The 25861-nt window shown below is 68.1% G+C and carries 20 protein-coding genes; 11 read left to right on the top strand and 9 right to left on the bottom strand.

All coding sequences use genetic code 11. The annotated features are described in order from the left end of the window. Nucleotides 1–18: 18 nt before the first annotated feature. On the bottom strand, nucleotides 19–1521 hold the full coding sequence (mqo, locus tag ACT3S3_RS07215) for a malate dehydrogenase (quinone) (protein ID WP_444614701.1): 1503 nt from the start codon (nucleotides 1519–1521) through the stop codon (nucleotides 19–21). 202 nt (nucleotides 1522–1723) lie between these two features. On the opposite strand from mqo, the gene ACT3S3_RS07210 reads away from it, so the two are divergent. The 3 genes from ACT3S3_RS07210 (at nucleotide 1724) to ACT3S3_RS07200 (ending at nucleotide 5450) form a co-directional block, all read left to right on the top strand. Continuing rightward, the gene (locus ACT3S3_RS07210; protein WP_444626523.1) at nucleotides 1724–2875 is read left to right on the top strand and encodes an alpha/beta hydrolase; all 1152 of its coding nucleotides are present in this window, start codon (nucleotides 1724–1726) and stop codon (nucleotides 2873–2875) included. A gap of 213 nt (nucleotides 2876–3088) precedes the next feature. Then, nucleotides 3089–4534, top strand: coding sequence for a mycothione reductase (mtr, locus tag ACT3S3_RS07205; protein ID WP_444626521.1), 1446 nt, complete (start codon nucleotides 3089–3091; stop codon nucleotides 4532–4534). A 64-nt stretch (nucleotides 4535–4598) separates the two neighbouring features. Next, nucleotides 4599–5450, top strand: coding sequence for an SDR family oxidoreductase (locus ACT3S3_RS07200; RefSeq protein ID WP_444626520.1), 852 nt, complete (start codon nucleotides 4599–4601; stop codon nucleotides 5448–5450). 102 nt (nucleotides 5451–5552) lie between these two features. On the opposite strand, the gene ACT3S3_RS07195 is transcribed toward ACT3S3_RS07200, so the two are convergent. The 5 genes from ACT3S3_RS07195 to ACT3S3_RS07175 all read right to left on the bottom strand — a co-directional run bounded on the left by ACT3S3_RS07195 (nucleotide 5553) and on the right by ACT3S3_RS07175 (nucleotide 9524). Beyond that, nucleotides 5553–5756, bottom strand: a complete 204-nt coding sequence (locus tag ACT3S3_RS07195; RefSeq protein WP_301442902.1) for a hypothetical protein — start codon at nucleotides 5754–5756, stop codon at nucleotides 5553–5555. Between the two features lie 114 nt (nucleotides 5757–5870). Then, entirely contained in the window at nucleotides 5871–6905 is a 1035-nt protein-coding gene (locus ACT3S3_RS07190; RefSeq protein WP_444626518.1) for an ABC transporter substrate-binding protein, read from the bottom strand. Beyond that, complete coding sequence (locus tag ACT3S3_RS07185) at nucleotides 6899–7675, bottom strand: ABC transporter ATP-binding protein (protein ID WP_444626516.1); 777 nt, start codon at nucleotides 7673–7675, stop codon at nucleotides 6899–6901. The genes ACT3S3_RS07190 and ACT3S3_RS07185 overlap by 7 nt, the downstream gene beginning before the upstream one ends. Further along, on the bottom strand, nucleotides 7672–8439 hold the full coding sequence (locus tag ACT3S3_RS07180) for an ABC transporter permease (protein WP_444626514.1): 768 nt from the start codon (nucleotides 8437–8439) through the stop codon (nucleotides 7672–7674). Before ACT3S3_RS07180 ends, ACT3S3_RS07185 begins: the two co-directional genes overlap by 4 nt. Then, nucleotides 8436–9524, bottom strand: coding sequence for a LacI family DNA-binding transcriptional regulator (locus ACT3S3_RS07175; protein WP_444626512.1), 1089 nt, complete (start codon nucleotides 9522–9524; stop codon nucleotides 8436–8438). The genes ACT3S3_RS07180 and ACT3S3_RS07175 overlap by 4 nt, the downstream gene beginning before the upstream one ends. Nucleotides 9525–9655: 131 nt before the next feature. On the opposite strand from ACT3S3_RS07175, the gene ACT3S3_RS07170 reads away from it, so the two are divergent. Together ACT3S3_RS07170 and ACT3S3_RS07165 are read left to right on the top strand one after the other, a co-directional pair. After that, nucleotides 9656–10906: an aryl-sulfate sulfotransferase gene (locus ACT3S3_RS07170; protein WP_444626510.1), complete on the top strand. Its 1251-nt coding sequence runs from the start codon at nucleotides 9656–9658 to the stop codon at nucleotides 10904–10906. Between the two features lie 69 nt (nucleotides 10907–10975). Continuing rightward, the gene (locus ACT3S3_RS07165) at nucleotides 10976–12355 is read left to right on the top strand and encodes an acetamidase/formamidase family protein (RefSeq protein WP_444626508.1); all 1380 of its coding nucleotides are present in this window, start codon (nucleotides 10976–10978) and stop codon (nucleotides 12353–12355) included. 41 nt (nucleotides 12356–12396) lie between these two features. On the opposite strand, the gene ACT3S3_RS07160 is transcribed toward ACT3S3_RS07165, so the two are convergent. The 3 genes from ACT3S3_RS07160 to ACT3S3_RS07150 all read right to left on the bottom strand — a co-directional run bounded on the left by ACT3S3_RS07160 (nucleotide 12397) and on the right by ACT3S3_RS07150 (nucleotide 14131). Then, nucleotides 12397–13212 (bottom strand): TM2 domain-containing protein, encoded by an 816-nt coding sequence (locus ACT3S3_RS07160; RefSeq protein WP_444626506.1) that lies wholly within the window; start codon nucleotides 13210–13212, stop codon nucleotides 12397–12399. Nucleotides 13213–13280: 68 nt separating this feature from the next. Next, entirely contained in the window at nucleotides 13281–13841 is a 561-nt protein-coding gene (locus ACT3S3_RS07155) for a putative molybdenum carrier protein (protein WP_444626504.1), read from the bottom strand. Next, the gene (locus ACT3S3_RS07150; RefSeq protein ID WP_444626503.1) at nucleotides 13838–14131 is read right to left on the bottom strand and encodes a helix-turn-helix transcriptional regulator; all 294 of its coding nucleotides are present in this window, start codon (nucleotides 14129–14131) and stop codon (nucleotides 13838–13840) included. The genes ACT3S3_RS07155 and ACT3S3_RS07150 overlap by 4 nt, the downstream gene beginning before the upstream one ends. A gap of 195 nt (nucleotides 14132–14326) precedes the next feature. On the opposite strand from ACT3S3_RS07150, the gene ACT3S3_RS07145 reads away from it, so the two are divergent. The 6 genes from ACT3S3_RS07145 to ACT3S3_RS07120 form a co-directional block, all read left to right on the top strand. Next, nucleotides 14327–17905 (top strand): DUF4011 domain-containing protein, encoded by a 3579-nt coding sequence (locus tag ACT3S3_RS07145; protein ID WP_444626501.1) that lies wholly within the window; start codon nucleotides 14327–14329, stop codon nucleotides 17903–17905. Beyond that, a complete protein-coding gene (gene pglZ / locus ACT3S3_RS07140; protein ID WP_444626499.1) occupies nucleotides 17902–20739 on the top strand; it encodes a BREX-2 system phosphatase PglZ in 2838 nt (945 codons plus the stop codon). Before ACT3S3_RS07145 ends, pglZ begins: the two co-directional genes overlap by 4 nt. 11 nt (nucleotides 20740–20750) lie before the next feature. Then, nucleotides 20751–22058, top strand: a complete 1308-nt coding sequence (gene brxD, locus ACT3S3_RS07135) for a BREX system ATP-binding protein BrxD (RefSeq protein ID WP_444626497.1) — start codon at nucleotides 20751–20753, stop codon at nucleotides 22056–22058. Nucleotides 22059–22161: 103 nt separating this feature from the next. Further along, on the top strand, nucleotides 22162–22464 hold the full coding sequence (locus tag ACT3S3_RS07130; RefSeq protein ID WP_444626495.1) for a type II toxin-antitoxin system RelE/ParE family toxin: 303 nt from the start codon (nucleotides 22162–22164) through the stop codon (nucleotides 22462–22464). Between the two features lie 62 nt (nucleotides 22465–22526). Further along, nucleotides 22527–23621 carry a HigA family addiction module antitoxin gene (locus tag ACT3S3_RS07125; protein WP_444626493.1) on the top strand — a complete coding sequence of 365 codons (1095 nt, stop codon included), beginning with the start codon at nucleotides 22527–22529 and terminating at the stop codon, nucleotides 23619–23621. Next, nucleotides 23622–25861: DEAD/DEAH box helicase (locus tag ACT3S3_RS07120; protein WP_444626491.1), on the top strand; the 2240-nt coding region annotated here is incomplete at its 3' end.

Raw genomic sequence — 25861 nt, 5'->3', positions numbered from 1 at the left:
GTGCAGTCTAGTCCCCTGCTAGTCGCCGAGCTTCAGGGTCTTCTGGCTGCGCTCCCACTGCTCGTTGAACAGCGCGGTGTCCTTGGAGATGCGTCCGCCGTAGGAGGGGATCATCTCCTTGAGCTTCGGCGCCCAGTCGGCCATGCGGTTGCCGAAGCAGCGCTCCAGCACCTCGATCATCGCCGAGGGGGCGATGGAGGCGCCCGGGGAGGCACCCATCAGGCCGGCGATCGAGCCGTCACCGGAGTTGATCAGCGCGGTACCGAACTCCAGGGAACCGAACTTCGGCGCACCGATCGGCTTGATGACCTGGACGCGCTGACCGGCGGTGACCAGCTCCCAGTCCTTGCCGTCGACGTTGGGCATGTACTCGCGCAGCGACTCCACGCGGGCGGCCTGGTCCTTCAGCAGCTCCTCGACGAGGTACTTCGTGAGCCCCATCTCCTGGGCGGCGACACCCAGGTAGGACGGGATGTTGCCCGGGCGCAGGGACTTGAACAGGTCCAGCAGCGAACCGTTCTTCAGGAACTTCGGCGTCCAGCCGGCGTACGGGCCGAACAGCAGGCCCTTCTTGCCGTCGATGATGCGGGTGTCCAGGTGCGGCACCGACATCGGCGGGGCACCCTTGGCGGCCTTGCCGTACACCTTCGCCGAGTGCTGCTCGATGAGCTCCTCGTTGGTGCAGCGCAGCCACTCGCCGGAGATCGGGAAACCGGCGTAGCCGCGGATCTCCGGGATGCCGGCCTTCTGCAGCAGCGGCAGGGCCATTCCGCCGGCGCCGACGAACACGAAGTTCGCGTGCACGGTGGACTTGTCGCCGTTGTGCAGGTTCTTCACGGCGATCTTCCAGCCGGAGCCCTCGCGGGTGATGTTGGTGACCTCGTTGCCGTAGCGCACCTCCACGCCCTCGGCCGTGACGGCGTCGAGGTACTGGCGGGTCAGGGCACCGTAGTTGATGTCCGTGCCGGCGTCCGTCCAGGAGATCGCGACCGGCTCGTGGAAGTCACGGCCGTCGGCCATCAGCGGAAGCTTCTCGGAGAAGACCTCCTCCGAGTCGGTGTAGTGCATGTTCGGGAACAGCGGGTGGTCCTTCAGGGCCTCGTAGCGGGCCTTGATGTAGTCCACCTGTGCCGCGCCGTGGCCGAAGGAGGTGTGCGGGGTCTTGTTGATCCACTCGCTGGGCTCGCCCAGGGTGCCGTTCTCCACGAGGTAGGACCAGAACTGGCGGGAGGCCTGGAACTTCTCGTTGATGCCCACGGCCTTGGAGATGTCGATCTTGCCGTTGACCTCGGGCGTGTAGTTGAGCTCGCACAGGGCCGAGTGGCCGGTGCCGGCGTTGTTCCACGGCGAGGAGGACTCTGCCCCGGGGACGTCCATACGCTCGATGATCAGCTGGCTCCAGTCGGGCTGGAGCTGACGCAGCATCACGGACAGGGTGGTGGAGATGACACCGGCGCCGATGAGGGCGACGTCGACGTGATCATTCTGGGAAGGTGACACGTTAAGCTCAATCCTTTTCATCGCTGCTTGTTCGCCGCAACCCGGTGATCGTCCGGGCCGCCCCAAGGGCAGTCCCATAAACCACACGCGGCGTCCACAATGGTGCGATGATACGTCCCGGGTCGCTCGCCCGTACAACCCGCCCCCACCGCCGGCGCCGGGACCGGTCCTGCCCCCGCACGCCACGACGGGCCGCACCCGAGGGGCACTAGACTTGCCTTCCGTGAACGCCCTCAGCCACCAGAATCTCGCCAGCGTCCTGTCCCGGCCCCTCGGACAAAGCGTCCATGAACTGGCCTTCGAGCCCGATCTCCTGGGCGACGGGTACTCCCGCCACACCGTCGATTTCGGGATCGACCCGGACGAGGAGACCTCCGCCGGACGTGGGGGCGAACCAGGCACCGTGTGCGCCACCCTCGTCCGGTACCGCCCGCAGGACACACCGGAATGGGGGGAGCGTCCGGCGGTGCTGTTCGTCCACGGCATGACCGACTACTTCATCCAGACCCACGTCGCCGAACACTTCCACGGGCTCGGCTACGCCGTCTACGGCATCGACCTGCGCAAGTGCGGACGCTCCCACCGCGAGGGCCAGACCTGGCACCACGTGAGCTCGCAGTCCCTCTACGACGAGGACCTCGCCGTGGCGCTCTCGATGCTCAGTGCCGGCCACGGCAGCACCACCCTGGTGGGCCACTCCACCGGCGGGCTGGACGTGACGATGTTCGTCGCCCGGCTGCACGCCGCCTCCCGTCTCGGCGACCACGCCCGCGGCGTCCTGCACGACAGCGTGGACGCCGTCGTGCTCAACAGCCCGTGGCTGGACCTGCAGTTCGACGCCGCGACGAACTTCATCATCCGACGGCTCTTCCCGCTGGTCTCCGGCATCTGGCCGACGTGGCACGTGCCCGGGGGCATCAACCCCAGCTACGGCTACAGCCTGCACGTCTCGCGCAACGGCGAGTGGGACTACGACCTGGAGTACAAGCCGACCTCGCCGCGTCCCAAGCAGGTCAGCTGGCTGGTCGGGGTGAGCAAGGAGATCAACAAGCTGCACACCGGCGGGTTCTCCACCGGGGTGCCCACGCTGCTGCTGTGCTCCGACGCGCACGGCGCCGGCCGCATGGTGGCGGACAAGTCCGGCGCGTCCGGCGGGGCTGGCGGTTCGGGTGCGAAGGTGCCGGAGCCGAGCTCGTACGTGACCGACACCGTGCTGCGTCCGGCGCAGATGGTGGCCGCCGCACCGCTGGTCGACCCGTCCTGCGAGGTGCGCGTGGTGCCCGGGGCGATGCACGACATCTTCCTGTCCTCCCCCGCGGTGCGCGCCGACGCCTTCGCCGCGGTGGACGCCTGGCTCCCCGGCGCCGCGGAGTAGCGGAACCGTGGAGTAGCGGACCTGTGGAGTAGCGGACCTGTGGAGTAGCGGAGTAGCGGACCTGTGAAATTGTCGCCCGCCCAGGAAGGGTTTCGGGCCGATCGCCTACCTGGAAGGGTGATCGCGCAACATCCGCTCACCATCCGCGCAACATCCACGAGACAAGCAGGCGTCCTCGGGAGCGGTCACGCGCCGCTGCGTACCATCGGGGGAATGACTGAGACTCCAGAACACTTCGACCTGATCATCGTGGGCACCGGCTCGGGCAACTCCATCCCCGAGGAGCTCAACGACCGCCGGATCGCCATCGTGGAGAAAGGCATCTTCGGCGGGACCTGCATCAACGTCGGCTGCATCCCGACGAAGATGTACGTCTACGCCGCCGACGTCGCCCGCGAGCTGTCGGACGCCTCGCGCTACAACCTCTACCCCGTCGGCGGTGCCGCGGACGCCCCGGCACCGGTCGCCGGCTGGCGGGTCGACTGGGAGGCTCTGAAGGAGCGCGTCTTCGGTCGGCGTATCGACCCGATCTCCCGCGGCGGCGAGCAGTACCGCCGCGGCGAGGAGACGCCGAACATCACCTTGTTCAGCGATATCGCGTCCTTCACCGGCGAGCGCACCCTGCGCATCGGTGAGGGGCAGGACGCCCGGACGATCACCGGCGACCAGGTAATCCTGGCGACCGGCACGCGCACGTGGGTGCCGCCGGTGATCGAGGCGTCCGGCGTTCCTTATCGCACGAACATCGACGTGATGCGCATGGAGAACCTGCCGCGCACGATGGTGATCCTCGGCGGAGGGATCATCGCCGTGGAGTTCGCCCACATCTTCTCCGCGCTGGGGGTGGACGTGACGGTCGTCAACCGCTCCGAGCGTCTGCTGCGCCGCTTCGACGAGACGGTGTCCTCGCGCTTCACCGAGGCGTCCGGCTCACAGTGGACGAACGTGCTGGGACGCACCGTCACCGACGCACGCGCCGACGGCGGCCTGGTCACCCTCACGCTGGACGACGGCCGCGAGATCGCCGCCGACGAGCTGCTCCTCGCCCAGGGCCGGGTGCCGAACGGCGACCTGCTCAATGCGTCGGCCGGCGGTGTGGAACTGGCCGAGGACGGACGGATCCTCGTCGACGACTACGGGCGCACGTCCGCCGCCGGGGTGTGGGCGCTGGGCGACGCCGCCAACGAGCTGCAGCTCAAGCACGTGGCGAACCAGGAGGCCCGCGCGGTGTTCCACAACGTCGCTGCACCTGCCGCCGATCCTGCCGGGCTCGAGGCGTTCAAGCACGACAACGTGCCCGGCGGCATCTTCTCCCACCCGCAGATCGGGTACGTGGGCATGAGCGAGGACGAGGCACGCGCCTGGGCGTCCGCCAACGGCCGTACCGTCACGGTGAAGGTGCAGGAGTACTCCGACGTGGCCTACGGCTGGGCGATGGAGGACACCACCGGGTTCTGCAAGCTCATCGCCGACGCCGACTCGCACCGCCTCCTCGGCGCCCACATCATGGGCCCGCAGGCCGCCACGCTGATCCAGCTGCTGGTCACCGCCATCGAGTTCGACCTGGACCTGCAGGAGTTCGCCACGAAGCAGTACTGGCCGCACCCCTCGCTGAGCGAGCTGGTGGAGAACGCGGTGCTGGGTCTGGAGCTGCGGTAGGTTCGGCGGTAGGTTCGGCGGTAGGTTTGCAGCCGAAACCCTCGACTTCACAGGAGGCCCGACGATGCGGTGTGTGGTGACCGGAGCAGCGTCCGGGATAGGACGCGAGGTGGCGTTGCGCCTGGCGCGCGAGGGCCACGAGGTGGCCCTGGTCGACCGGGACGAGACGGGGTTGGACGCCACGGCGCGCGACGTCACCGGCATCCGCCCCGGCGCCCTGCTCGACGACCAGGTGCTCGACCTCACCGACATCGACGAGGTGCGCGCGTGGGCGTCGCGGGTCACCGGGGAGTTCGGCGCGCCGGACGAGGTGTTCCACGTCGCCGGCATCGCGATCTGGGGCGATCCGCGCACCCTGCCGCACGACAAGTGGGTCAAGGTCATCGACGTGAACCTGATGGGTACGGTGCACGTGGTCGAGGCGCTGGTCCCGGCGATGGCCGAGGCAGGGAAGATCGGTACCGGACGCCACGCGCGTCCACGCCGTTTGTGCTGCGTGTCCTCCGCAGCCGGCTTCATCGGCCTGCCGTGGCACGCGGCCTACGCCGCGTCCAAGGGCGGGGTGCTGGGCATGTGCGAGGTACTGCGCTTCGACCTGGCGCCGCACGGGGTGAGCGTGCACGTGGCCGTACCGGGTGCGGTGGACACACCGCTGGTGCGCACCATCGACGTCGACGGGGTGGACAAGTCCGCCAAGCGGGTGGCGAAGGTGACGAAGCTCTTCCAGGGGCATGCCGCGAGCCCCGCCGAGGCCGCGGACAGGATCGTGGACGGCACGCGCAAGGGCCGCTACATGGTCTACACCAGTGTCGAAATCCGGGTGGGCCGGTGGGCGCAGGTGAACATGCCGTGGGCGTACCGGGCGGTGATGAGGCTGCTGAACCGGGGCTTCCGCTGGGCGTCGCAGGGGTCTTAGAGGACAGGACGCGTGGCCGCCGCGCCTCCCCTACGCAGCGGGCAACCCCACAGGGTGGTGTGACCATCCTGTGGGGTTGCCCGCTGCGGTGGCGGCGCGAACCTAGTTCGAGGAACCGCCGGCGCTGCCGATGACGTCGGCGATGGAGCCGGAGACGTCCTGGTTGTGCTCGCCGCTGCCGATGGTGCCCTCGATGCCCGCGGCGGATCCGCCGACGGAGTCCAGGACCTGCTTGAAGCCCTGCCAGAGGCCGTGCAGGAGGGTGGAGATGCCGTCGCCGAGGGAGCTGACGATGCTGAGATCCATGAGAATCTACCTTTCGTGGTGTGTGCAGTAAATGCCGTTTACGGTGTCTCGTCTCAAAGCATAACCAATCGTTACCGGACCGTGACATTAATGGGGGTAATGCCACCCCCTGAACTAGAGCCTCCCGGGGTCGAGGACGCCGTCCACCTTCTCCCCCACGTCCTCGCCGCCACCTTCCTGACCAACACTGTCCGAGCCACCACTCTCCCGGATCCACTCGCCTTCCCTGACCATCATGTCGCGCAGTGCGGAGGAGTCCGAGGGGGCGTAGTCGTACTCGTCCCAGCGCTCCCGCACGGTGGCCTCGTCCACAACGCCGCCCCCGTCGCCGCCGGATCCTACGAGGCTCTCCGCCAGGATCGCGCGGGAACCCTCCGGGTCGTCGGCGATCGTGGCGGTGGCGTCACCGACGGCGTCGACCAGGCCGTCCACCTTCCCCGGCGCCTCGCGGAGCAGGGTGTCGGAGACCACCAGCAGCATGGTGCCGGTGTAGAGCTCCGGCGGCACCTCGATCTCCACGTAGTCGTCGCCGAGGGCCGTACGGGTCGGCTCGTAGAAGGTGTCGAACATCAGCCCGGCGTCGATGTCGCCATTCGCCAGGGAGGTGGCGAAGTCCGCCGGCCCGATGTTGACGATCTCGGCGTCGACGTCGTTCTCGGCGAGCAGTTCGTCGAGGATGAAGTTCATGTTGGTGCCCAGCGTGACCCCGACCTTCTTGCCGTCGAGCGAGCCGATGTCCTCGACACCGGAACTCCTGTTCCCGATGACCCGGTAGTTGTCGTAGCTGCTCAGCGCCGCGACCGCGGTCACGTCCTGGTCGCGCAGCGCGGCTGCCGCCAGCGGGAACTCGGTGAGGACGGCGGCGTCGACGCCCCCGCCGAGCAGTGCCTCGAGGGCGTCCCTGCCGCTGTCGAAGGGGGTCGTGGCGACGTCGAGCCCGTGGTCCTGCCAGTAGCCCTCCTCCCCCGCCACGGCGATCTGCGGGGCCGTCCAGCCCGCGGACCAGCCGAGTGAGACGTCGGCACCGTCCGGCGAGTCGTCCTGCGATCCGCCCGAGCAGGCGGACGTCGCTGCGAGGGAGGCCAGGGCGGCCACGGTGGCCAGGGCCAGAAGCGCCCGGCGTGGCCGGTGCGGTGACGTGTTCAGCATGGTGTCCTCAGGTTCTCTCTGACCGAGTGGTCGATGGTGCGCAGGATCGTCCTGCGCAGGCTGGCGTGGTCGTCACCGGGGTTGGTGGCGTCACGCGGGCGGGGTGTGGTCACGACGTGGTCGGCCACGACGGTCCCCGGGGACGGGGACATCACGTGCACCGTGTCGCTGAGCAGCAACGCCTCGTCGACGTCGTGGGTGACGAACAGGACCGTGGTCCTGCGCTCGGCCCACACCGAGGTGAGCAGTTCCTGGGTGTGGCGGCGGGTCGTGGCGTCGAGGGCGCCGAAGGGTTCGTCCATCAGCAGCAGGGCTGGCTCCGCCGCGAGCGCCCGTGCCAGGGCGACACGCTGCTGCATGCCCCCGGAGAGCCGGGACGGGTAGCTGTCGGCGTGCCCGGCCATACGTACGCTGTCCAGGTACTCCTCGGCGACGGCCCGGCGGTGTCGACGCCCCGGCACCAGCGGCTGCAACGCGACCTCGACGTTGGCCCGGGCGCTCAGCCAGGGGAACAGGGCGTACTGCTGGAAGACCACCCCGATGTCCGCCCCGGCACCGCGCACCACCCGTCCGTCGAGCGTGACCTGCCCGGCGTCCGGTGCGGTGAAACCGGCGGCGATGTTCAGCAGCGTGGACTTGCCGCACCCGCTGGGCCCCACGAGGCTGTGGAAGGACCCCGGCGCCAGCGACAGTGTCGTCTCCGCGAGTCCGGAGGTCGCGGTGAACTGCTTCGAGACTCCGGTGATCTCCACGGCTCCCGGGGCGTTCATGAGCGCTCCCACCGCAGCAGCTGTCGTCCGGTCGTGCTGATCAGCAGGTCCACCGCGGCGCCGAGCACGCCGAGGGTGACCAGTCCCACGAACATGGCGTCGGTGGCGAGGTACTGGCGGGACTCCTGGAGCTGGAAGCCGATCCCGGACGACGCACCGGTCAGTTCCGCGGCGATCAGGCTGATGAACGCCACCGAGGCACCGAGTCGCAGTCCCGTGACGATCGACGGGGAGGCCGCGGGCAGCACGACCACCAGGAACTGCCGTACCCGTCCGACCCCCAGGGAGGTCGCGGCACGCAGGTAGGTCTGCGGGACCGCGAGCGCGCCGGCATGGGTGTTCAGCCACACGGTCAGCCCCACGGCGTAGGCGATGACGGCGTACTTCGACTCCTCGCCGATGCCCAGCCACACGATCGCCACCGGTACCAGCGCGATGGCGGGCACCGGACGCAGCAGCACCAGAATCGGGCCGAGCAGCCTGCTGACCAGGGCGATCCTTCCGGTCGCGAGTCCGAGGACCACGCCCGCCCCGGCGCCCAGCGCGAATCCGACGACGACCCGGGTCAGTGACGGCACCACGTTGTCGGCGAGGTAGCCGTGGGCGTACAGCCCCCGTGCGGCCGCGGCGACGGTGGACGGGCCGGGGAACATCTGTGGGTCGTCGACGACGACCGCGGCGAGCTGCCAGGCCAGCAGGAACAGTGCCAGCGAACCGGCGAACCACGCCGCGGGGACGAGCCGGGTGATGTGTCGTGTACTCACCGGTCACCTCCCGGGGCCACCGTCGTCGCACCCTGCTCCAGGGTGAAGCGCACGGGGGCGGGCGGGCCGTCGGCCCGTCCGGCTCCCCGGATGAGCGCCAGGGCGTTGGAAGCCACGGCGTCCAGGTCCTGCCGGACGCTGGTGAGCGGGAAGAACTCGTGTCCGGTCACCGGTCCGCCGTCGAAGGTGACGACGGAGACGCCACCGGGGACTCCAACGGGGACGTCGCGTCCTGCGTCCGTCAGCGCCCGCAGGACGGCCCCCGCCTGACCGTAGGTACCGACGACGAAGGCGTCCGCCACCGGCGCACCGGTGCCGGACGCCTGAAGGTGGTCGGTGACGGCCCGGTAGGCGTCCGCGGCCGTGAGGTCGGTGGGGATGCGCGACGCCGCGGCGTCCTGCGCGCCGAGTGCCGTGCGGAACCCGTCGTAGCGACGCTGCACCGTGTCACGTCGCACCCCTCCGGTCTCCTCGTCGGTGAACCCGCCCACGAAGACCGGACGCGTCGCGCCGGCGGCGAGGACGTGCCTGGTCGCCAACGCGCCGGCGTGGACATGGTCGGCGGAGACCACACCACCGCCGTGCACACCGGAACTGTCCAGGCCGCGGGTGTTGTTCACCCACACCACCGGGACCCGGGCCGCGACACAGACCGCCTCGGTCGCCGCGGCGTCCCCCTCGCCCAGCACGATGATGCCGGAGACGCCCGCGTCGATCAGCCGGGACGCGGCCTCCGCCTCCTTCGCCGGGTCGAAGTCGGTGTTGGCGAACAGCACGAGGTGGTCGTGACGTCCTGCCACGCGTTCGACCGCGTCGGCCACGCGGGAGAAGAAGGGCATGGTCACGTGGGGCACGAGCAGTCCGAGCATGGCGGTGGCCGCGCCGGTGCGCAGCGCGCGTGCGGTGCGGTCGGGGCGGTAGTCGAGGTCGACGAGCGCGGCCTCGATACGGGCGCGCAGGGCGTCCGACACCGGGCGCGGGCTCCCGCTCACCACGTAGCTCACCGCCGTGGTGGACGCGCCCGCGTGGGCTGCGACGTCGGCCAGGGTCACGCGGCGGCGCGTTCCCCGGGGTGTGTTCGGCATGGTCGTTCTCCTTGCAGTCTGCCGGTGGGACGCCGCCCAATGTAGGGGCAGGCCGACAGGGTGTGAAACGTTTCACTCACCACGATCCAATCGATTCACGCTGCTGCCCGCGCTGTGTAGCTTGCGGGCACATGACACATCACAGAACCACCGGAGTGACCGTCCACGACCCCGCCTACGCCGGCGACGGCTACGTGCTCTTCGCCGCCCCCGACGGCGTGACCCGCCTGATCGACGACCTGGGCACGGTCGTGCGCAGCTGGGACCACCCCGGCGTGCCTTCCCGCGTGATCGACCCCGCGCTCGTCGGCGGGGAGAAGGGCCGGATCGGCCTGCAGCTCACACACCTGGACCCCGCCACCGAGGACCGCGGCGGCATCTACCCGAACCGCACCGTGGGCGAGGTCTCGTGGGACGGTGAGGTGCGCTGGGAATGGGGCACGCAGGCTCCCGGCGGTGCCGCCCGGCAGAACCACGACTGGCAGGTGCTCGACAACGGCAACCGGCTCTACCTGGTCACCGTCCCCCGGGTCGTGGAGGCTCTCGGCCCCGACACCGTGGGCGACCAGGGGCTCGTCGAGGTCGACCCCGGGGGGAACACCGTGTGGCGCTGGCTGCTCGGCGACCACGTCGACGAACTCGGACTCGACGACCGTGGCCTGGCGGACCTGCGGGCGAGCGCCCGGCGGCATCCGGACACCCCGTGGGGCTACGCGGAGCTGAACACCGCCAACGTGATCGGCCCCAACCACCTGCACGGCGGGGACCCCGCCTCCCCCTTCACCCCGGGCAACGTGATCATCAGCTCACGCAAGGCGAACGTGGTCGCCGTCGTCGACCGGGCCGGCGGCGGTGACCGGATCCTGTGGCGGCTCGGGCCCTACTTCGACAGCGCCCCCGGCGACCACCACGAGCGCATCCTGCACCGCAGCGTCCCCCGCCCGCTGGACCAGATCTCCGGGCAGCACAATCCCCACCTCATCGCCGAGGGACTCCCCGGGGCCGGCAACCTGCTCATCTTCGACAACCAGGGAGGCGCCGGGTACCCGCCGGCGGCGTTGGGCATCTACCCGGGCTCACGCGTGCTCGAGATCGACCCGCTGACCCGCCAGATCGTGTGGCAGTACACCGCCGAGGACTCCGGGCGCCAACCGTGGGAGTTCTTCAGCGCCTTCGTCAGCAACGCCCAACGCCTGCCCGACGGCACCACGTTGATCACCGAAGGCATGCACGGGCGGATCTTCCGCGTCACCCCGGGCGGACGCATCGTGTGGGAGTACGTGTCCCCCTACTCCGGACCGGCCGCCCCCGGCAGCGACACCGAGAGCTTCCTCGTCTACCGCGCCCAGCACGTGCCCCCGGAGTGGGTGCCGGTGGGCTGAGCGGAGCGCAATGCCGGGGACACCTCGGTGAAATACGGTGTCAACACCCCGCCGATACCGTCGGTATACATGACGTTTACACCTGGTTCCCCCTCCCCCGCCACCACCGCCGACCGCCTGTCCCGCACCTTCGGGCGCCGCCGTTTCCTGCAGATCGCCTCGGCCCTCGGCGCCGTGGGCGCCACCGGCGCCGCGACCGGCCTGACCGCATGCGGGCAGGACGCACCGGGCGCCGCAGCGTCCCCCGGAGCGTCCGGCACGGCGTCCCCCGGAGCGTCCGGCGAGATCCTGCAGCCGGGCACCGGCTCGCTGCAGGCCGACCACTACCTGCCCTCGGAGGTCGACAAGGTGCTGTGGGGCTACCTGCCGTCCACGGACAGTGAACCGGTGCTGCGCATGCGCTCGGGGCAGACCGTCACCGTGGACACCGTCAGCCACGAGGGGATCATGGAGGACCAGGGACGCGACCCGGACGCCTGGTTCGGTGAGCAGGGCGTGGACCGCGCCGAGGTCCTCGACGACGCGCGAGACATCGCCGCCAACTACGACCGCACACCGCGCGACTTCGACAAGGACGGCCCCCACGTGGTCACCGGCCCCATCTTCGTCGAGGGCGCCGAACCCGGCGACGTCCTCAAGGTCGAGACCCTGGAGACGGCCCTGCGCGTGCCCTACGGTGTGGTGTCCAGCAGGCACGGCAAGGGCGCGTTGCGTCAGCTCCCCGACGGCGGTGCCCCGGACGGCATCAGCCTCGACGAGGTCATGCCGCCGGTCGGTGCCGACGGCACCGGTGAGAACATCTCGGTGTTCACCCGCGCACACGACGGTCGCGGTGTCATGACCTCCGGGGAGCTCGAGCTGAGCTTCCCGCTGCGCCCGTTCATGGGGATGATGGGCGTGGCTACCACCGACGGCGGCGGCCCCACCGACGACAGCCGCAACTCCATCCCCCCGACGCTCGGCGGCGGCAACATCGACATCCGGCACCTCGCGGTGGGCTCGGCGCTCTACCTGCCGGTCTTCGCCGACGGCGCCCTATTCTACACGGGCGACCCGCACCACGGCATGGGCGACGGCGAGGTCGCGTTGACCGCCATGGAGGGCTCGCTGCGCACCACGTTCCGTCTCACGGTGTGCAAGAAGGGTGACCGCTCGACCCCCTCGGTCGCGTTCTCCTACCCCTTCGGCGAGACCGGGGACGCCTGGATCCCCATCGGCCTCTCCGACCCTGACGGTCTGGTCAACGGTTCCGACCGCGACCTGAACGTGGCGATGCGCCGGGCGGTGGTCAACGCCCTGGACTTCCTGGAGACCGACCTCGGCATCGAGCGGGCCGTGGCCTACGCCTACCTGTCCGCCGCCTCCGACTTCGCCCTGTCGCAGGTCGTGGACATCACCACCGGCGTGCACGGGCTGATCTACAAGGACGGGCTCCCCGCGTTGGGGTGAGCGGCGCCGCAGGTCAGGTGGCCAGCTCCGGTGACCTCAAGTCAGGACAGCTGGTAGCCCTCGGCGTCGCGGGCGTAGCGTCCGCTGCCGACGAGGATCAGGACGAACTCCACCATGGTCCAGACCCACAGCGCGAACATCATCGCGGAGCTGAGGAGGATGAGCAGCACTCCCGCGCCGAGCAGGGTCTCGTCGTTGTCGTAGTACACGCTGCCGGTCATGGTCGTGTAGGTCTCGCTGCTGGCGACGATGAGGCCGTAGCCGCCGATCATGATCACCCACGAGACGAGCAGGATGACCAGCTGCGCGATGGCCCTGCCCTTGTTGCCGATGTAGAAGTTGTGGGCGCCGAAGCCGCCGAGGAAGAACGCGAACAGTGCCGCGGCGACCTTCGACTTCCGCGACGCCGGCGGCGAGGCGTAGCCGGCCTGCCCGGGGTAGCCGCCCGGGTAGGACGCACCGGCCGGGTAGGCGCCGGGCTGGGTGGGTCCGCCCGGGTAGGGCTGGACGCCCGGGGCGGCCTGCGTGGGCTGGGCGGAGTGCGCAGCCTGGGAATCGCCGCTGCCGGGGTAGCCCGGGTATCCCGGGACCGACTGCTCCTGGCCGTAGCTCTGGTTGTAGCCCTGAGCGTAGGACTGACCGTAACCCTGGCCGTAACCCTGCCCGTAGGCCTGGGCCTGCTGGTCGGCGGAGGATTCGGGGGTTTCAGGGGTCTCCATGCCGGACCAGCGGCCCTTGGGCGCCTCGGGAGTCTCAGGGGTCTCAGGGGTCTCAGGGGTCTCGGGCACCTGCGGCGCGTCGGAATTGTCGGACGAATCCGGGAACGGGTTGTCCGAGGGCTTGGAGGAGTCGGTCACGGTGCTCTCCATCGTGGTGTTGACGACATAACGGGTTTAAGACTGTGGGAAGCTTACCTTGTGTCCCCTCACCGAGGTTGACCGGCATTAATAATCTCGTGAACCAGCCCGGACGACGTCGCGTAAGCTCCCGCCCACTCGCTCTCCCGCGGCCCGGCGACGTTGAGCACCAGGGCCCTCCCCGCAGCCGCCCGCAACCCGCGCAGCCAGGTGACTGCATCCTGCGCTCCCCCGGCGCCGACCACCAGACAGGGCCGGTCGTAACCGGCGGCGAGCCGCTCGGTGAGCGCGGTCCCCGGGGAGGACGCCCCGGTGCCGGTGAGGATCAGCGTCACGTCACTGTCGCGGACGTTCCATTCCGTGCGCTGGGCGGGATCTGCCGAGAGGGTTTCCGACAGTTCCGGGTAGTCCACCAGCAGGCCTGGGGCGCTGGGACGGTCCTCCGCCCAACCGCCGGCCGGACACCAGCCGGTGGTCGCGACCCCGGCGGCCCTGGCCGCGTCGAGCGCTCCGCTGTCCACCCCGGACTGTCCGCCGGAACGGATGACGGAGAGGAATTCGTGGGGGCTGGGCAACCCCCGGCGCAAAAGCCCATTCATCTCGACCAGCCGGGTGACATTCGGACTCACGGCTTCGCCAGCCCGTCGACGATGAGGCCAATGTCGACGAAGTCGTCGTACGAGTTAGGTGCCGCGACCGATTCGGGATCCATCACCACGCTCACCTCGAGGGTGCTGAGAACCCGGTAGACCATGTCCAACGGGGCAGTCCACTTGTCCCCCAACTCGAAGGCGTTCAGCCACTGCCGTCCCACGTTCGCCTTCTCGGCGAGTGCGGACTGGGTGATCCCCTTCTCCAGGCGGACTTCACGGAGCTCCGGGCCGAGGTCGTCGGGATGATGGACAGTCACTGTCGTCATTCGACGACAATAGCAATTGTCGCCGCACGGCGACACCCCGGTGCCCCTCGTTCGGGTCGCAAGAATCACCTCAATCGGCGTCGCGTCGATAATCCGGCACCGGAACCACTATTTTTCCCAACAGATACACTATGGGAAAACATGACCGGCGTTGTGCCGCCATACAGCGCTCCGCCACAGCAGAAAAGACCCCGGATGCCTTCCACCTCGCTCTACAACCGCGTCGACCTCACAGTCGGCGGCGTGTCCGTCTCCGTCTACTACATGGGAGTCACCAACTACGCGCTCGCGAACAACCGTATTCCCGTCGTCCAGCACATTTTCGTCGACTCCGACGAAGAGCTCGCGGATCCGACACCCGTCGGAGAGATCTCCGTGCACGCAAGCGTCGACGGCGATCAACTTTTCACCAGTGGCCCCATCACCCTGCCCTCCATGGACCCAGGAACGACCAATTTCCTGGAGCCCTACGACCTCACCCGCGTCCCCGTGGCAAGGACACTCGAGTCGACCGAGGCGCGTGGCGGCGAGTTGACGATCTCGGTCAAGCTGGGCGACGAACTCGCCCAGGAGACCGTCGACCTCCAGGTCCTGGCGCCGGACGAATGGTTCAACTCTCCGCTGTACTACGAGTCCCTGGCTGCCTTCGTCCAACCGAACTCGGCTAGCGTCACCCCGCTGCTGAGTACGGTCGGCGATCTGTTGGAAGAGCACACCGGCAGTTCGTCGATAGACGGCTACCAGGCAGGAGCTGTCCGCGTCACCGAGATCGCCGCAGCGGTTTTCGAGGCACTCCGGGGTCACGATATCCGCTACATCAATCCCCCTGCCTCCTTCGAACAGACCGGCCAAAGGGTCAGGAGGTCCTCCGAAGTTCTCACCACGAGACTAGGAACCTGCATCGACCTCTCGGTCGCTTTCGGAGCGGTGGCTGAGCAATGCGGACTGCACCCGGTCGTCATCATGATTCCCGGACATGCCATGGCCGGGGTCCTGATGACCGCGGATCCCTTGCCCACCCCGGTGATCACAGAACCCACGGTGATCAACAACTACATCCGCAGCGGTCGACTTCTGCCGATCGATGCTGTCTTCTATGACAAATCCGCCGGCTCGGCCTTCCGGGAAGTGGTTGAACGATCCCGGAAAACCCTCGAGGACACTGTCGTCCACGGCGTCATCGACGTTTACGGCTCCCACCGGGACGGAATCCACCCGTTCAGCGACAGCTCGATCGGTTCGTCCGCCGCGGCAACCACGGCTGACGCCACTGCTACGGAAACCAGGTCGGTGGCCGGTTCCGTCGGTAGCACGACGACGGGGACATGGACCCTCCCCGACCTCGGGACGAACTCAGACGACGGCGCCTACAGTGACACCGATGACCCGAGTCCCGCGCGCGTTCAGAAGTGGAAACGTGAGCTTCTCGACCTGTCTCTGCGCAACCGCCTGCTGAACATGCGTACGGGACCCGAGGTCCTTGACTTCACACTTGCCCCAGGCACCTTGGCAGACCTGGACGACATGATCCACGACGGCCAGAAGATCGCCGTCCACCCTGTCGACGACGTCAGCGACAACCGCCGTCTCCAAGGCATCAGGAAAATGACGGACCTGCCCTCAGAGCAGGTCGCCGATGACCTCACGGCACGGAATCGGGTGTACGCCGATCTATCGGACGCCCGCTACAGCTCGTGGTTCCGTACCCTCAACCGCCAGGTGCGCACCTACACCGAGGAGACCGGGGCTTCGAACCTGTACCTCACCCTCGGCGCCATGGTCCACCAGAACTCCGCAGGTTCTACCGCACTGGCACCGTTGTTCCTCATCCCGGTGAAGATCGTCGGAGGCCGGGGCAACGCCCGCTTTCAGGTCCAGGTGGACACCACCCAGGAGGCCACCCCGAACCACAGTCTCGTCGAATGGCTCCGGCAGGTACACAACGTCACCATCGATGACCTCGCCCGGCCGAAACTCGATGAATCCGGGCTGGACATCACGCACGCCTTGACCGCCATCTCGGCCTCCCTCATCGAGGCGAACCTCCCCTACACCGTGGTCGAGTCCTCCCGGCTGATCATCGCGAAGTTCTCGACCTATGGCATGTGGAAAGACCTCCGGGACAACTGGGAGACGTTCCTGGACCGCCCGGTCTTCAAGCATCTGACGATGCATGCCGGCAACGACTTCGCCGACCCAGCGGAGAAAGCCACAGGAGTTCCGGCGGAACGGGTCGTCGTGAGAACCGTGAACGTGGCCGCCGACGACCGTGAGGCCATCCGCCAGATGCTCAAGCAGCGCCAGGCGTCCCTGACCAACCAGCTGTCCCTCTGGCTCAACAGCGTCTACGGCGTGGACAAGGGCGAGGAGTTCGCCATCGGCCAGGAGCCGTTGAAGTCGCTGGACCCCGCGCTGAACGTCTCCAAGCAGACGGGCATGTCCCTGTCGGACGCCACCGACAAGCTCATCTCCGGGCTCTTCACCCAGAAGTACCCTGATCACCCCGACTACGACACCGACCGGTCCATCTCCCGCGCCGACGCCGGCAAGGTCGTGGACGTGCTGCGTGCCGCCGCCGCCCACAAGGACGGCCGCGCCGACATCCCCGCCGACGCCCGTAAGATCTGCCGTACCGTCCTGCCCGCCCTGGACTTCGCCACCGTGCACGAGTCGCACCTGGTGTTCTCCGCGGACAACGCCGGGTCCACCATCACCACCGGTATCCCCCAGGCACTGCGCGCCGCCGGGCACAACCTGGAGGAGTCGGTCAGCGTACTCGCCGTCCAGAACGCCGTGGCCTCGCTGAACCCGCACGCCGGGCTGACCGACCTCACCCGCGACCTGTACGTGTGCGCGTGGGCGGCGATGACCAACCGCTCCTGGGTGGACCACTCCCGCGAGATCGAGGCCCCGACCTTCCGCAACCTCGACTACCGCATGGAACTGCGGCCCGTCGTGCTGCCGGACCGTGCCGCCTGGGACACCGCCCTGGAGGTCGCAGGCCAGCTCTTCGGCACCCTCGTGGGCAGCCACTGCACCGCGGCGAACCTGCGCTCCCTGCAGTCCGCCGTCACCGAGGCCGTCGACGAGCACCGGCTCGACGCCGCCCGCTACAGCGAGACCCTCGGCGCCGTCTCCGGGCAGCTCGGGGCCAACGCCGCCACCAAGCGTTCCCGGCTGGCGGACGAGACCAGCAACCTGCTGGCCGCCCTGTACCGTGACCGGGCCGATGCGCTGGCCATCGTGGACCATCTCGCCGGCGCCCGCACCGCACCAGACAAGATCCTCGGGGCCACGATCTCCGAGGCGACCGCGGGTGTGAGCAGTGCGAAGCAGGCGGCGGCGTCCCTGAAGCTGCTGACCGCCAACGGGTCGACCCCGCTGTCCGTCCCCGCCCGCTACGCCGCCTCCCACCAGGGCGGTGACGACAAGGGCGCCCGCCTCATCCTGGAGAACCTGGGCAATGCCCTGGCCGAGCACGAGTTCACCGCGCCGGTGACCAAGGCCGTGGAACGCTTCTTCGCCGAGCGCTCGACCTGGGAGGCCGCGATCATCGTGGAGTCCACCGCGCCTGCGCCCATACCCGAGCCTGAGTCTGAGCCGGCCCAGCCGGAGCAGATCGAGCCGGAACCGGAACCGCGACCCGAAACCACCCCGGGCCACCTGCTCGACGAGGAGATCACCACCGCCAATGTGACGTCCTTCGGGGCAAGGCTCTCCGACCTGCTGCGCGACAACCCCAAGGTCCGCGTGACCGTGGAGGTCATTGAATGAACATCCCGCGGCTGCAGGTCCGGCAACGAGACATCGACGAACAGATCGACCTGCTCACCACCAAGAAGTACGACGGGGCCGTGGTGATCATCCAGAGCCCCGACCCCTGGGGCGGCCCCGCCGAGTACAGGCGAGCCAACGGTATCGCCGTCGCCGTGCACCAGGCCAACACCCCGCTGGCGGTGCGATGGTCACTGACCAGACTGGATGCGGAAGTGCCCTGGCATTTCATCATCACACCCCTGGGCGATGCCGACCTGGTCGCCGACCTACGCGACCGGCTGACCCCCTACGGCGCGGTCCAGGTCGTGGACCCGAGCCGCAGCCTGCTGGGGGCGTTCTCCGCCACCCGCATCCTGCCGGGCACCATCTCAGTCGGCGACATTCCCGACACCCTGACCTTCCTGGACTCGCGCGGCGGCGGGATCACCCCCGCACCCGCCGGAGTGCTCACCCCGGACCACCTCGCCGCCCAGTTGCTGACCACCGGGCTGGGGCTCAAGGCCCTGAACGCCGACGGTGTACGCGACATCACCCTCACCGACGTCCTCGAGTGGTCGGCGGCACCTGATGCCGTGTCCCGGTGGAACGACTGTGCCACCGTACTCCCCGAGCCCGTGCACACCGCAGCCGTGAACTGGCTCGCCCGCACCCTCGGCTCCCGTGCCAGCGCGGCGATGCGCTACCTCACGACGAACGGGCCCGACGGGCTGCTCGCCTGGGGTCTGATCACCGAGATCCTCGTCGTCGACCCTGCCGCGTCCGAGGAGGAGTCCCGGATCCGCCACGACGCCACCGTGTCCTTCCGTTCGCGTACCGGCACGGCCACCACCGCCGAGGAACGCGAGGGCTGGTCCACCGCGGCAGTCTCCGCCGTCACCCGCGCCGAGCGGTCCAGGGACTCGATGGAGGCGGTGATCCGCACCGCAGAGCGCGAGATCACCGGTTCCCGGCTGGATGCTGCTGCGCTGCTGCACCGGTCCTCGGTGTGCCCCGGTGGCTTCGCCGCGCGTATCGAACGCATCGCCACGGCCCTCGAATCCCTTGCCGCACCTGCCACGAACGAGCAGCCCCAGCGCTGCGCCTACGCGGCGATCCGTTCCGCCCACGCCCACCGCGACGCCGGCGACCCCGAACGCAACAGGGACATCGTCAGCGCCGAGGCCGCCCTGAGGATCTGGCAGTGGGAACACGGTGCCGGTGGCTCCACGGATGCCCTCCCGTCCACCCTCACGGGATGGCTGCACACCCAACGCACCTCCCTGAGCTGGCTGAACGTGTGCATCAACGCAGCATGGCGCGAACAGAGTTCCCCCGCCCTGCACCAGGTCACCCGGCGCATCGCCGAGCGTGCCCGGGCCCGCGTCCAGGAACTCGACCGTACCTTCGCCGCCGTGGCGTCCCGCTCCGGCGCCTCCCGCGGGCTGGCCGGATCGACCCTGCTCGTCGAGGACGTCCTCGACCGGATCGTGCGCCCCCTGCTCGTCGACGGCGGCGCAACCCGTCCCGTCCTGCTGCTCGTCCTTGACGGCATGTCCACCGCAGCGGCCGACCAGCTGCTCGGATCGATCGACAAGAGCTACCACGGCCGGTGGCAGGAGATGGCCACGGAGGACGAGGAACTCGCCACCGCACTGGCGATCTACCCCACCGTGACCACGAAGTCGCGCGCCAGCCTGCTCTCCGGCACTACCGCGACAGGTGGTCAGGACGTGGAGAAGCGCGGGCTCACCGAGTGGTACCGGGAAGCCACCAAGGGCCTGCGCAACCCTGGCAGCGCCACGCTGCTGCACAAGGGTGGCCTCGAGGTGGAGGCAGGCGACGGTGTGACCCGCATGATCGAAGACACGGCGGGTCAGCCGTTGGTCGCCGCGGTGCTGAACACCATCGACGACGCCCTGGACAAGTCCGACCCGATCGACCGGCAATGGTCCGTGCCGGACATCACCCACCTGCACTCGCTGCTGCAGGCTGCCGCGCGTGCCGGGCGCACCGTGGTGCTGGTATCCGACCACGGTCACATCGTGGACCGGCGCCAGAGCGCCCCGTCCCAGGCAGGTGGCAACAGCGCCCGGTGGCGCTACCCAGCCGCCGACGGCTTCGAGAGCTCGGAAGTCACAGACGTCACCGACCAGGAGGTCGCCGTGCACGGTGACCGCGTCCTCACCGACGACCACCGTGCCGTCCTCGCCGTCGACGAGGACCTGCGCTACACCGCGCGCAAGGCCGGCTACCACGGCGGACTCGCCCTGGCCGAAGCGTCCATCCCCGTGATCGTGCTCAGCCAGGAGCCGGACCAGCTGCAGGAACGCACCCGCGACACCATGCCTCTGGTGCAGATGGACGACACCATGCGCCACCCGTCCTGGTGGGAGCTGCGCGAGGACTTCGTGACCATCAGCGCCGGCACCCGCGACACCGGTGTCGAAGCCCCTGCCGCGACGACCACGAAGAAGACCGACCCGCAGGACGGGCTGTTCAGCATCGACGTCGCCCCCACGACATCTCGTCCCGTGCTCTTCAACGGGTTGGAGAGCAACCCCGGTTTCCAGGCTCAGGTCGACGACGTCCAGCTGCGTGACCAGGACGCAGCCAGCATCGCCGGCATCCTGCGCACCATGGGCGCGAACAACAACACGATTCCGCGGGTGCAGCTGCAGAAGATCATGGGACTGAGCAACATCCAGTTCCGCGGCGCACTGACCAAGCTGAAACGTATCCTGAACATCGACGGTGTCGAGGTGCTCTCCAACCGGGGCAGCGACATCACGTTGAACGCCGAACAGCTCATCCAGCAGTTCGGCCTTGACCGACGCACCACGACAGGACGGTAACGGAGAACACCATGGGACGGCATTCCAGTGACGGGCTCTCACCTGCCAGGAGACGCAATATCCTGGGCGCCCTGCGCCGCGGCACCGTGCCGGCCGAAGGGCTCGACCAGCTCGCAGTGGGCCTGGACCACCTGGGGCCGGTGATCGAGGAGGAGCTGTCCTCCGTGGCCGGTGGTGCCGGGATGTTCAAGGCGATCCGTGGTGAGTACGGCGCCGGCAAGACCTTCGCCGCCCGGTGGATCGAGCAGCACGCCCTGCAGGCCGGCTTCGCCGTCGCCGAGGTGCAGATCTCGGAGACGGACACTCCCCTGCACAAGTTGGAGACCGTGTACCGGCGAACCACCGAGGAGATGCGGACGACCGCCTCCCCCACCCGTGCATTCCGTGACGTGCTGGACGCCTGGTTGGCGGCGGTCGACCTGGACGCGGAGAGCTCCGGGCGCGACCGAGGCGACGTCATCGACGAGCGGTTGTCCTCGGTGGCCCAGGTGGCCCCGGTGTTCCCGCTTGCACTGCGCGGCTACCTGCGCGCGGTGGAGGACGACGACGTGGAGATGGCCGACGGCCTGGCCGCGTGGCTCGGTGGGCAGAGCAACGTGAGCGCCTCGGTGAAGCGGTACGCCGGTATCAAGGGTGAGCTGGACAAGTTCACCGCCACCGGGTTCCTTCGTGGTCTTGTCGAGATCCTGCGTGGCTCCGGGCAGTCCGGCCTGCTCCTGGTCCTCGACGAGGTCGAGACGCTGCAGCGCATGCGCACGGACACCAGGGAGAAGTCACTGAATGCGCTGCGGCAGTGGCTCGACGAGATCAGCAACGACCGCTACCCCGGCTTGTACCTGCTGATCACCGGGACGACGGCCTTCTTCGAGGGCGGGCAGGGCGTGAAGCGGCTGCAGCCGCTCTACGACCGACTGCGGGTGGACTTCTCCGGCGATCCGCGGTGGGACAACCCGCGTGACGTGCAGGTCCGCCTGCAGAGTTTCGACCATGAGCGCCTGGTGGCGGTGGGTTGCCGGGTCCGCGACATCTTCGTCGATGGCCTGGCTCCGGAGGTGGCCTCCCGAGTCGGTTCCGCCGTGGACGATGCCTACATCGCCGACCTCGCGGACGCCGTGGCCGGCGAGCTCGGTGGTCGGGTCGGTGTAGCTCCGCGCATCTTCCTGCGCACCGTCGTCGACGTGCTCGACCGCGTGGAACTGCACGCGGACTTCGATCCGCGGGCGGACTACACGGTGAAGGTGGCGGATGGGGAACCTGGCGCTCGAACCGCTGCCCCGGCAGATGCTTCGCTCGCAGATCCCGACGCGATCAGCTTCTAGCTCCTCTGGCCGTCTCAGCTGGACCTTGACGACCCTTGACGAACCTAGCCAAGTCACATACAGTCAATCACCGTAAGGGTGATGTCGAGCATGTAGGATGAGGATGCGCATAGAGTACGCCGACGAGTCCCTACGACGGGCAGCCACCGAGCGAGAGTTCCGACCGACGAAGTGGGGACCTGAGCTGCTCAAGGCGTACCGCAAGAAAATCTACTTCCTCGCCCAGGCCACAGATGACCGCGACCTCTACAACTACAGGGCCCTGCACTTCGAGAAGCTCTCGGGCGATCGCAAAGGTACCTCTTCGATTCGCCTGAACAGCCAGTACAGACTCATCCTTCGCTTCAGAACCGATGCCGACGGCAGAACGGTCATCATCCTCGAGTTGTCGGACCACTACAAGTAGCCGCACTCCCCCCCGCCACCACAATCATCTACCGTGAAAACCACTCAGAGCTGGTGAACATCATGACTGACACCCACCTCGCCGAAGTCTTCCCCGCCGGCGAGTACCTCGCCGACGAACTCGAGATCCGTGGCTGGAGCTACGCAGATTTCGCCGACATCATCGACCGACCGACTCAGCTCGTCTCCGATATCGTCAACGGGAAGAAGGAGATCACGCGGGCCACAGCTGCACAGATCGCCACCGCCCTCGGTACGAGCCCCGAGCTCTGGCTCAACCTCCAGAACGCCTACCTCCTCCACGAGCAGAACGAAGACCCCGAGATGGCAGCGAGCTTGAGCGACGTCGAACGTCGTTCCCGCCTACGCACCATCGCCCCGATAAGACTCCTCGTCGAGCGAGGTTATGTGAGGAACGGTAGCCCGGAGGAGCAGGAACAGGACATCCGAACTCTTCTCGGCCCCAATGCACTCGACGGCGACGCCGACATCCAGTTCGCTGCGCGGCGGAGCAACGAGGATGAGAGCGTGAGCACCAGGCAACGATCCTGGGCTGCGTGCGTCCGGCTGAAGGCCCGGGACATCGAAGCTTCGACCTACGACAGTGCTGCACTCCGCAGACTGGCCGAATCTCTGACCCACCGGTTGCGTGAACCCGGTGCGCTGGCCGACTTCCAACGGGAATTCGCCGCGGTCGGGGTCCGGCTCGTCTACGTGGAGTCGTTCCCCCACAGCAAACTGGACGGATGCGCCTTCATCGACGAGGGAAAACCGGTCATCGGACTCTCCGGACGTGGAAAGCGTCTCGACAAGGTCTTCTTCACGCTGATGCACGAAGTCGCCCACCTCCTCCTTGGACACGTAGGAGGACCTGACCAGGCCCTGATCGAGCAGCTCGGAACTGAAGATCCGCAATCATCCACATCAACCGCCGAGAGAGCAGCCGATTCTCTGGCGGCGGACCTCATCCTCCCCTCCGGCACGCCGGAGCCTACTGGTCGCATCAATCGTCGATGGATCGACGACCACGCCAAGGCGCTGGATGTCGCCCCCATCGTCCTGATCGGGAGGTTGCAGAACGAGGGGATCCTGCAGTGGACCACCTCGCTGTCGCGAAACCCACCGAACGCGACAGAAGACTTGGAGCAGTGGACCTAGATGTCTTCCAACGTCGGTTTCAACCGCCTACACCCGACCCTCCAGCACCATGTGGTCTCCACCCTCGGATGGCCCGGTCTGCGCCCACTTCAAGAAGAGTCGGTAGCCCCGCTGGTGGAGGGCCAGGATGCGCTCCTGCTCGCCCCGACCGCGGGCGGCAAGACTGAGGCAGCGTCCTTCCCCGTCCTGTCCCGGATGGCGAGTGAAGACTGGCACGGGGTGTCCGTCTTGTACATCTGCCCGCTGAAGGCACTGCTCAACAACCTCGAGGAGCGCCTGCGGCTCTACGGATCATGGATGGGGCGAACCGTCGGTGTCTGGCACGGGGACGTGAGTACCTCGGTACGGCGTCGCATGCAGACCACCGAGCGACCCGACATCCTCCTGACGACGCCTGAATCGCTGGAGTCGATGATGGTCTCCACCGGGGTCAACCACCGAGAGTTCCTCGGCGACGTGCAGACCGTCATCATCGACGAGGTCCACGCCTTCGCCGGGGACGACCGCGGATGGCATCTCTCAGCCGTCCTCGCCCGGCTCGAGCATGCCGTCGGCCGGCCCTTTCAGCGCATCGGGATGTCCGCCACCGTCGGCAACCCCGAGCACCTATTGGAGTGGTTGCAGGGTGGCGCCCGTGCGGCGGCAGACCGCACCGGAGCAGTCATTGCCCCCGGCGTCATCCTGCCCGGCGCCGGAGAGTCCCCTGCTCTGGCTGCGGATGCCCCGGAGATCCGGGTTGACCGGCTTCAGGACATGTCACAGGTCGCAACCCTGCTTTCCCGACTGCATGTCGGTGAGAAGAGACTGGTGTTCGTGGACTCCCGGAAGAACGTGGAGGTCCTGGGCAATCTGCTCGATGAACTGGATGTGAAGGTCTTCCTGTCCCACTCCTCCTTGTCCGCGTCCGAGCGCGCCCGGTCGGAGGCCGCCTTCGCCGACGAGACCGACTGCATCATCGTGGCGACGTCGACCCTGGAACTCGGCATCGACATCGGCAACCTCGACAGGGTGATCCAGGTCGGCGCACCGCGCACTGTCTCGTCGTTCCTGCAACGGCTCGGAAGAACCGGTCGCCGCGCCGGCACGTCCCGCAACTGCCTGTTCATCGCCCTGCCGTCGGAAGGGACCCGTGGCGACGTGGACACGATGCTCCTCCAGACGATGGGGCTGCTCTCCGCGTGGGCGGAGGGATTCGTCGAGCCCGTCGAACCACCGCCCGTTCCCCTCCACATCGCCGCGCAGCAGCTGCTTGCCGCCGCGCTGTCCGCTGGTGCCATCAACACCAGCTCCTGGCGTGAGATCTGGGCCGGCACTCAGCTGATGGATCCCGAGGTGCTCGAATGCGATGCCCAGGAGATCCTTGACCATCTCATCGAGACAGGCATGCTCGAGACTGACGGAGAGATGGCATTCATCGGTGAGGCGGCAGAGAAGGCTTTCGGCCGCCGCCACTTCATGTCCATCCTTTCTGCCTTCACGTCGCCTCCCCTGTTCACTGTTCTCGACGGCCGCACCGAGATCGGCATGGTCGAGGACAGACTGATCGCCTCCATGCAGGAGGGCGACGACGGTTTCGGCGGCGGGCAATCCGCCATGGTCATCGCCTTGGCCGGGCGAAACTGGAAAATCAACCACATCGACTACAACCGCAAGGTCGTGCATGTAGAGCCGTCAACGACTGCGGGTATGGCCCGGTGGGGTTCATCGGGGCCGTCGTTCGGGTACGCCGTGTCCCAGGGCATGCGCAGGGTGATCCTCGGCGAAGACGTGGCAGGCCTACATCTGACCTCGCGCGCGGCAGAAGCTCTCGCTGACGTCCGTCAGTGGTGGTCGCCAACCGTTGGCGCCACTTCCGAGGCCATCTACCTGCCGAATGGGCACGGAAACAAGGACCAGGCGGAATGGTGGGACTGGGCGGGGACCGGCCGGAATCACCAACTCATCGCCGCCCTCGGCGCTTCCGCCTCCCGTGGATTCGATCCGGCGGCGGCAGCCGACGCTACCGCGCCAGGGTCTCAGCTTGCGCCTCTGGACCAGTCTGGTCGATACGACCGGCTACGCGTATTCCCCGATGAATCTCCGGCGACCATCCGCGAAAGGATCGACTGGTACGACGGTATGCCTGCGCAGCAGCGCCCGATGCCTTACGTTAGCCCAAAGGCGGTGTACGGGCTGAAGTTCAATGCTGCACTGCCGGACGAGGTAGCCCGGAAAATTCTCGCTAGGAGGATGGAGACATG

The organism is Corynebacterium sp. AOP40-4SA-5, assembly GCF_052377355.1.
In the GTDB taxonomy this organism is placed as follows: Bacteria; Actinomycetota; Actinomycetes; order Mycobacteriales; family Mycobacteriaceae; genus Corynebacterium.
Note: the sequence above shows the minus strand (reverse complement) of the source record. Positions and strands in the feature narration are given on the sequence as shown.

Coding starts and splice junctions, on each gene's coding strand:
- mqo (WP_444614701.1), bottom strand. CDS start 1,521: ATGAAAAGGATTGAGCTTAACGTGTCACCTTCCCAGAATGATCACGTC.
- mtr (WP_444626521.1), top strand. CDS start 3,089: ATGACTGAGACTCCAGAACACTTCGACCTGATCATCGTGGGCACCGGC.
- ACT3S3_RS07200 (WP_444626520.1), top strand. CDS start 4,599: ATGCGGTGTGTGGTGACCGGAGCAGCGTCCGGGATAGGACGCGAGGTG.
- ACT3S3_RS07195 (WP_301442902.1), bottom strand. CDS start 5,756: ATGGATCTCAGCATCGTCAGCTCCCTCGGCGACGGCATCTCCACCCTC.
- ACT3S3_RS07190 (WP_444626518.1), bottom strand. CDS start 6,905: ATGCTGAACACGTCACCGCACCGGCCACGCCGGGCGCTTCTGGCCCTG.
- ACT3S3_RS07185 (WP_444626516.1), bottom strand. CDS start 7,675: ATGAACGCCCCGGGAGCCGTGGAGATCACCGGAGTCTCGAAGCAGTTC.
- ACT3S3_RS07175 (WP_444626512.1), bottom strand. CDS start 9,524: ATGCCGAACACACCCCGGGGAACGCGCCGCCGCGTGACCCTGGCCGAC.
- ACT3S3_RS07170 (WP_444626510.1), top strand. CDS start 9,656: ATGACACATCACAGAACCACCGGAGTGACCGTCCACGACCCCGCCTAC.
- ACT3S3_RS07165 (WP_444626508.1), top strand. CDS start 10,976: ATGACGTTTACACCTGGTTCCCCCTCCCCCGCCACCACCGCCGACCGC.
- ACT3S3_RS07150 (WP_444626503.1), bottom strand. CDS start 14,131: ATGACGACAGTGACTGTCCATCATCCCGACGACCTCGGCCCGGAGCTC.
- ACT3S3_RS07145 (WP_444626501.1), top strand. CDS start 14,327: ATGCCTTCCACCTCGCTCTACAACCGCGTCGACCTCACAGTCGGCGGC.
- pglZ (WP_444626499.1), top strand. CDS start 17,902: ATGAACATCCCGCGGCTGCAGGTCCGGCAACGAGACATCGACGAACAG.
- brxD (WP_444626497.1), top strand. CDS start 20,751: ATGGGACGGCATTCCAGTGACGGGCTCTCACCTGCCAGGAGACGCAAT.
- ACT3S3_RS07130 (WP_444626495.1), top strand. CDS start 22,162: ATGCGCATAGAGTACGCCGACGAGTCCCTACGACGGGCAGCCACCGAG.
- ACT3S3_RS07125 (WP_444626493.1), top strand. CDS start 22,527: ATGACTGACACCCACCTCGCCGAAGTCTTCCCCGCCGGCGAGTACCTC.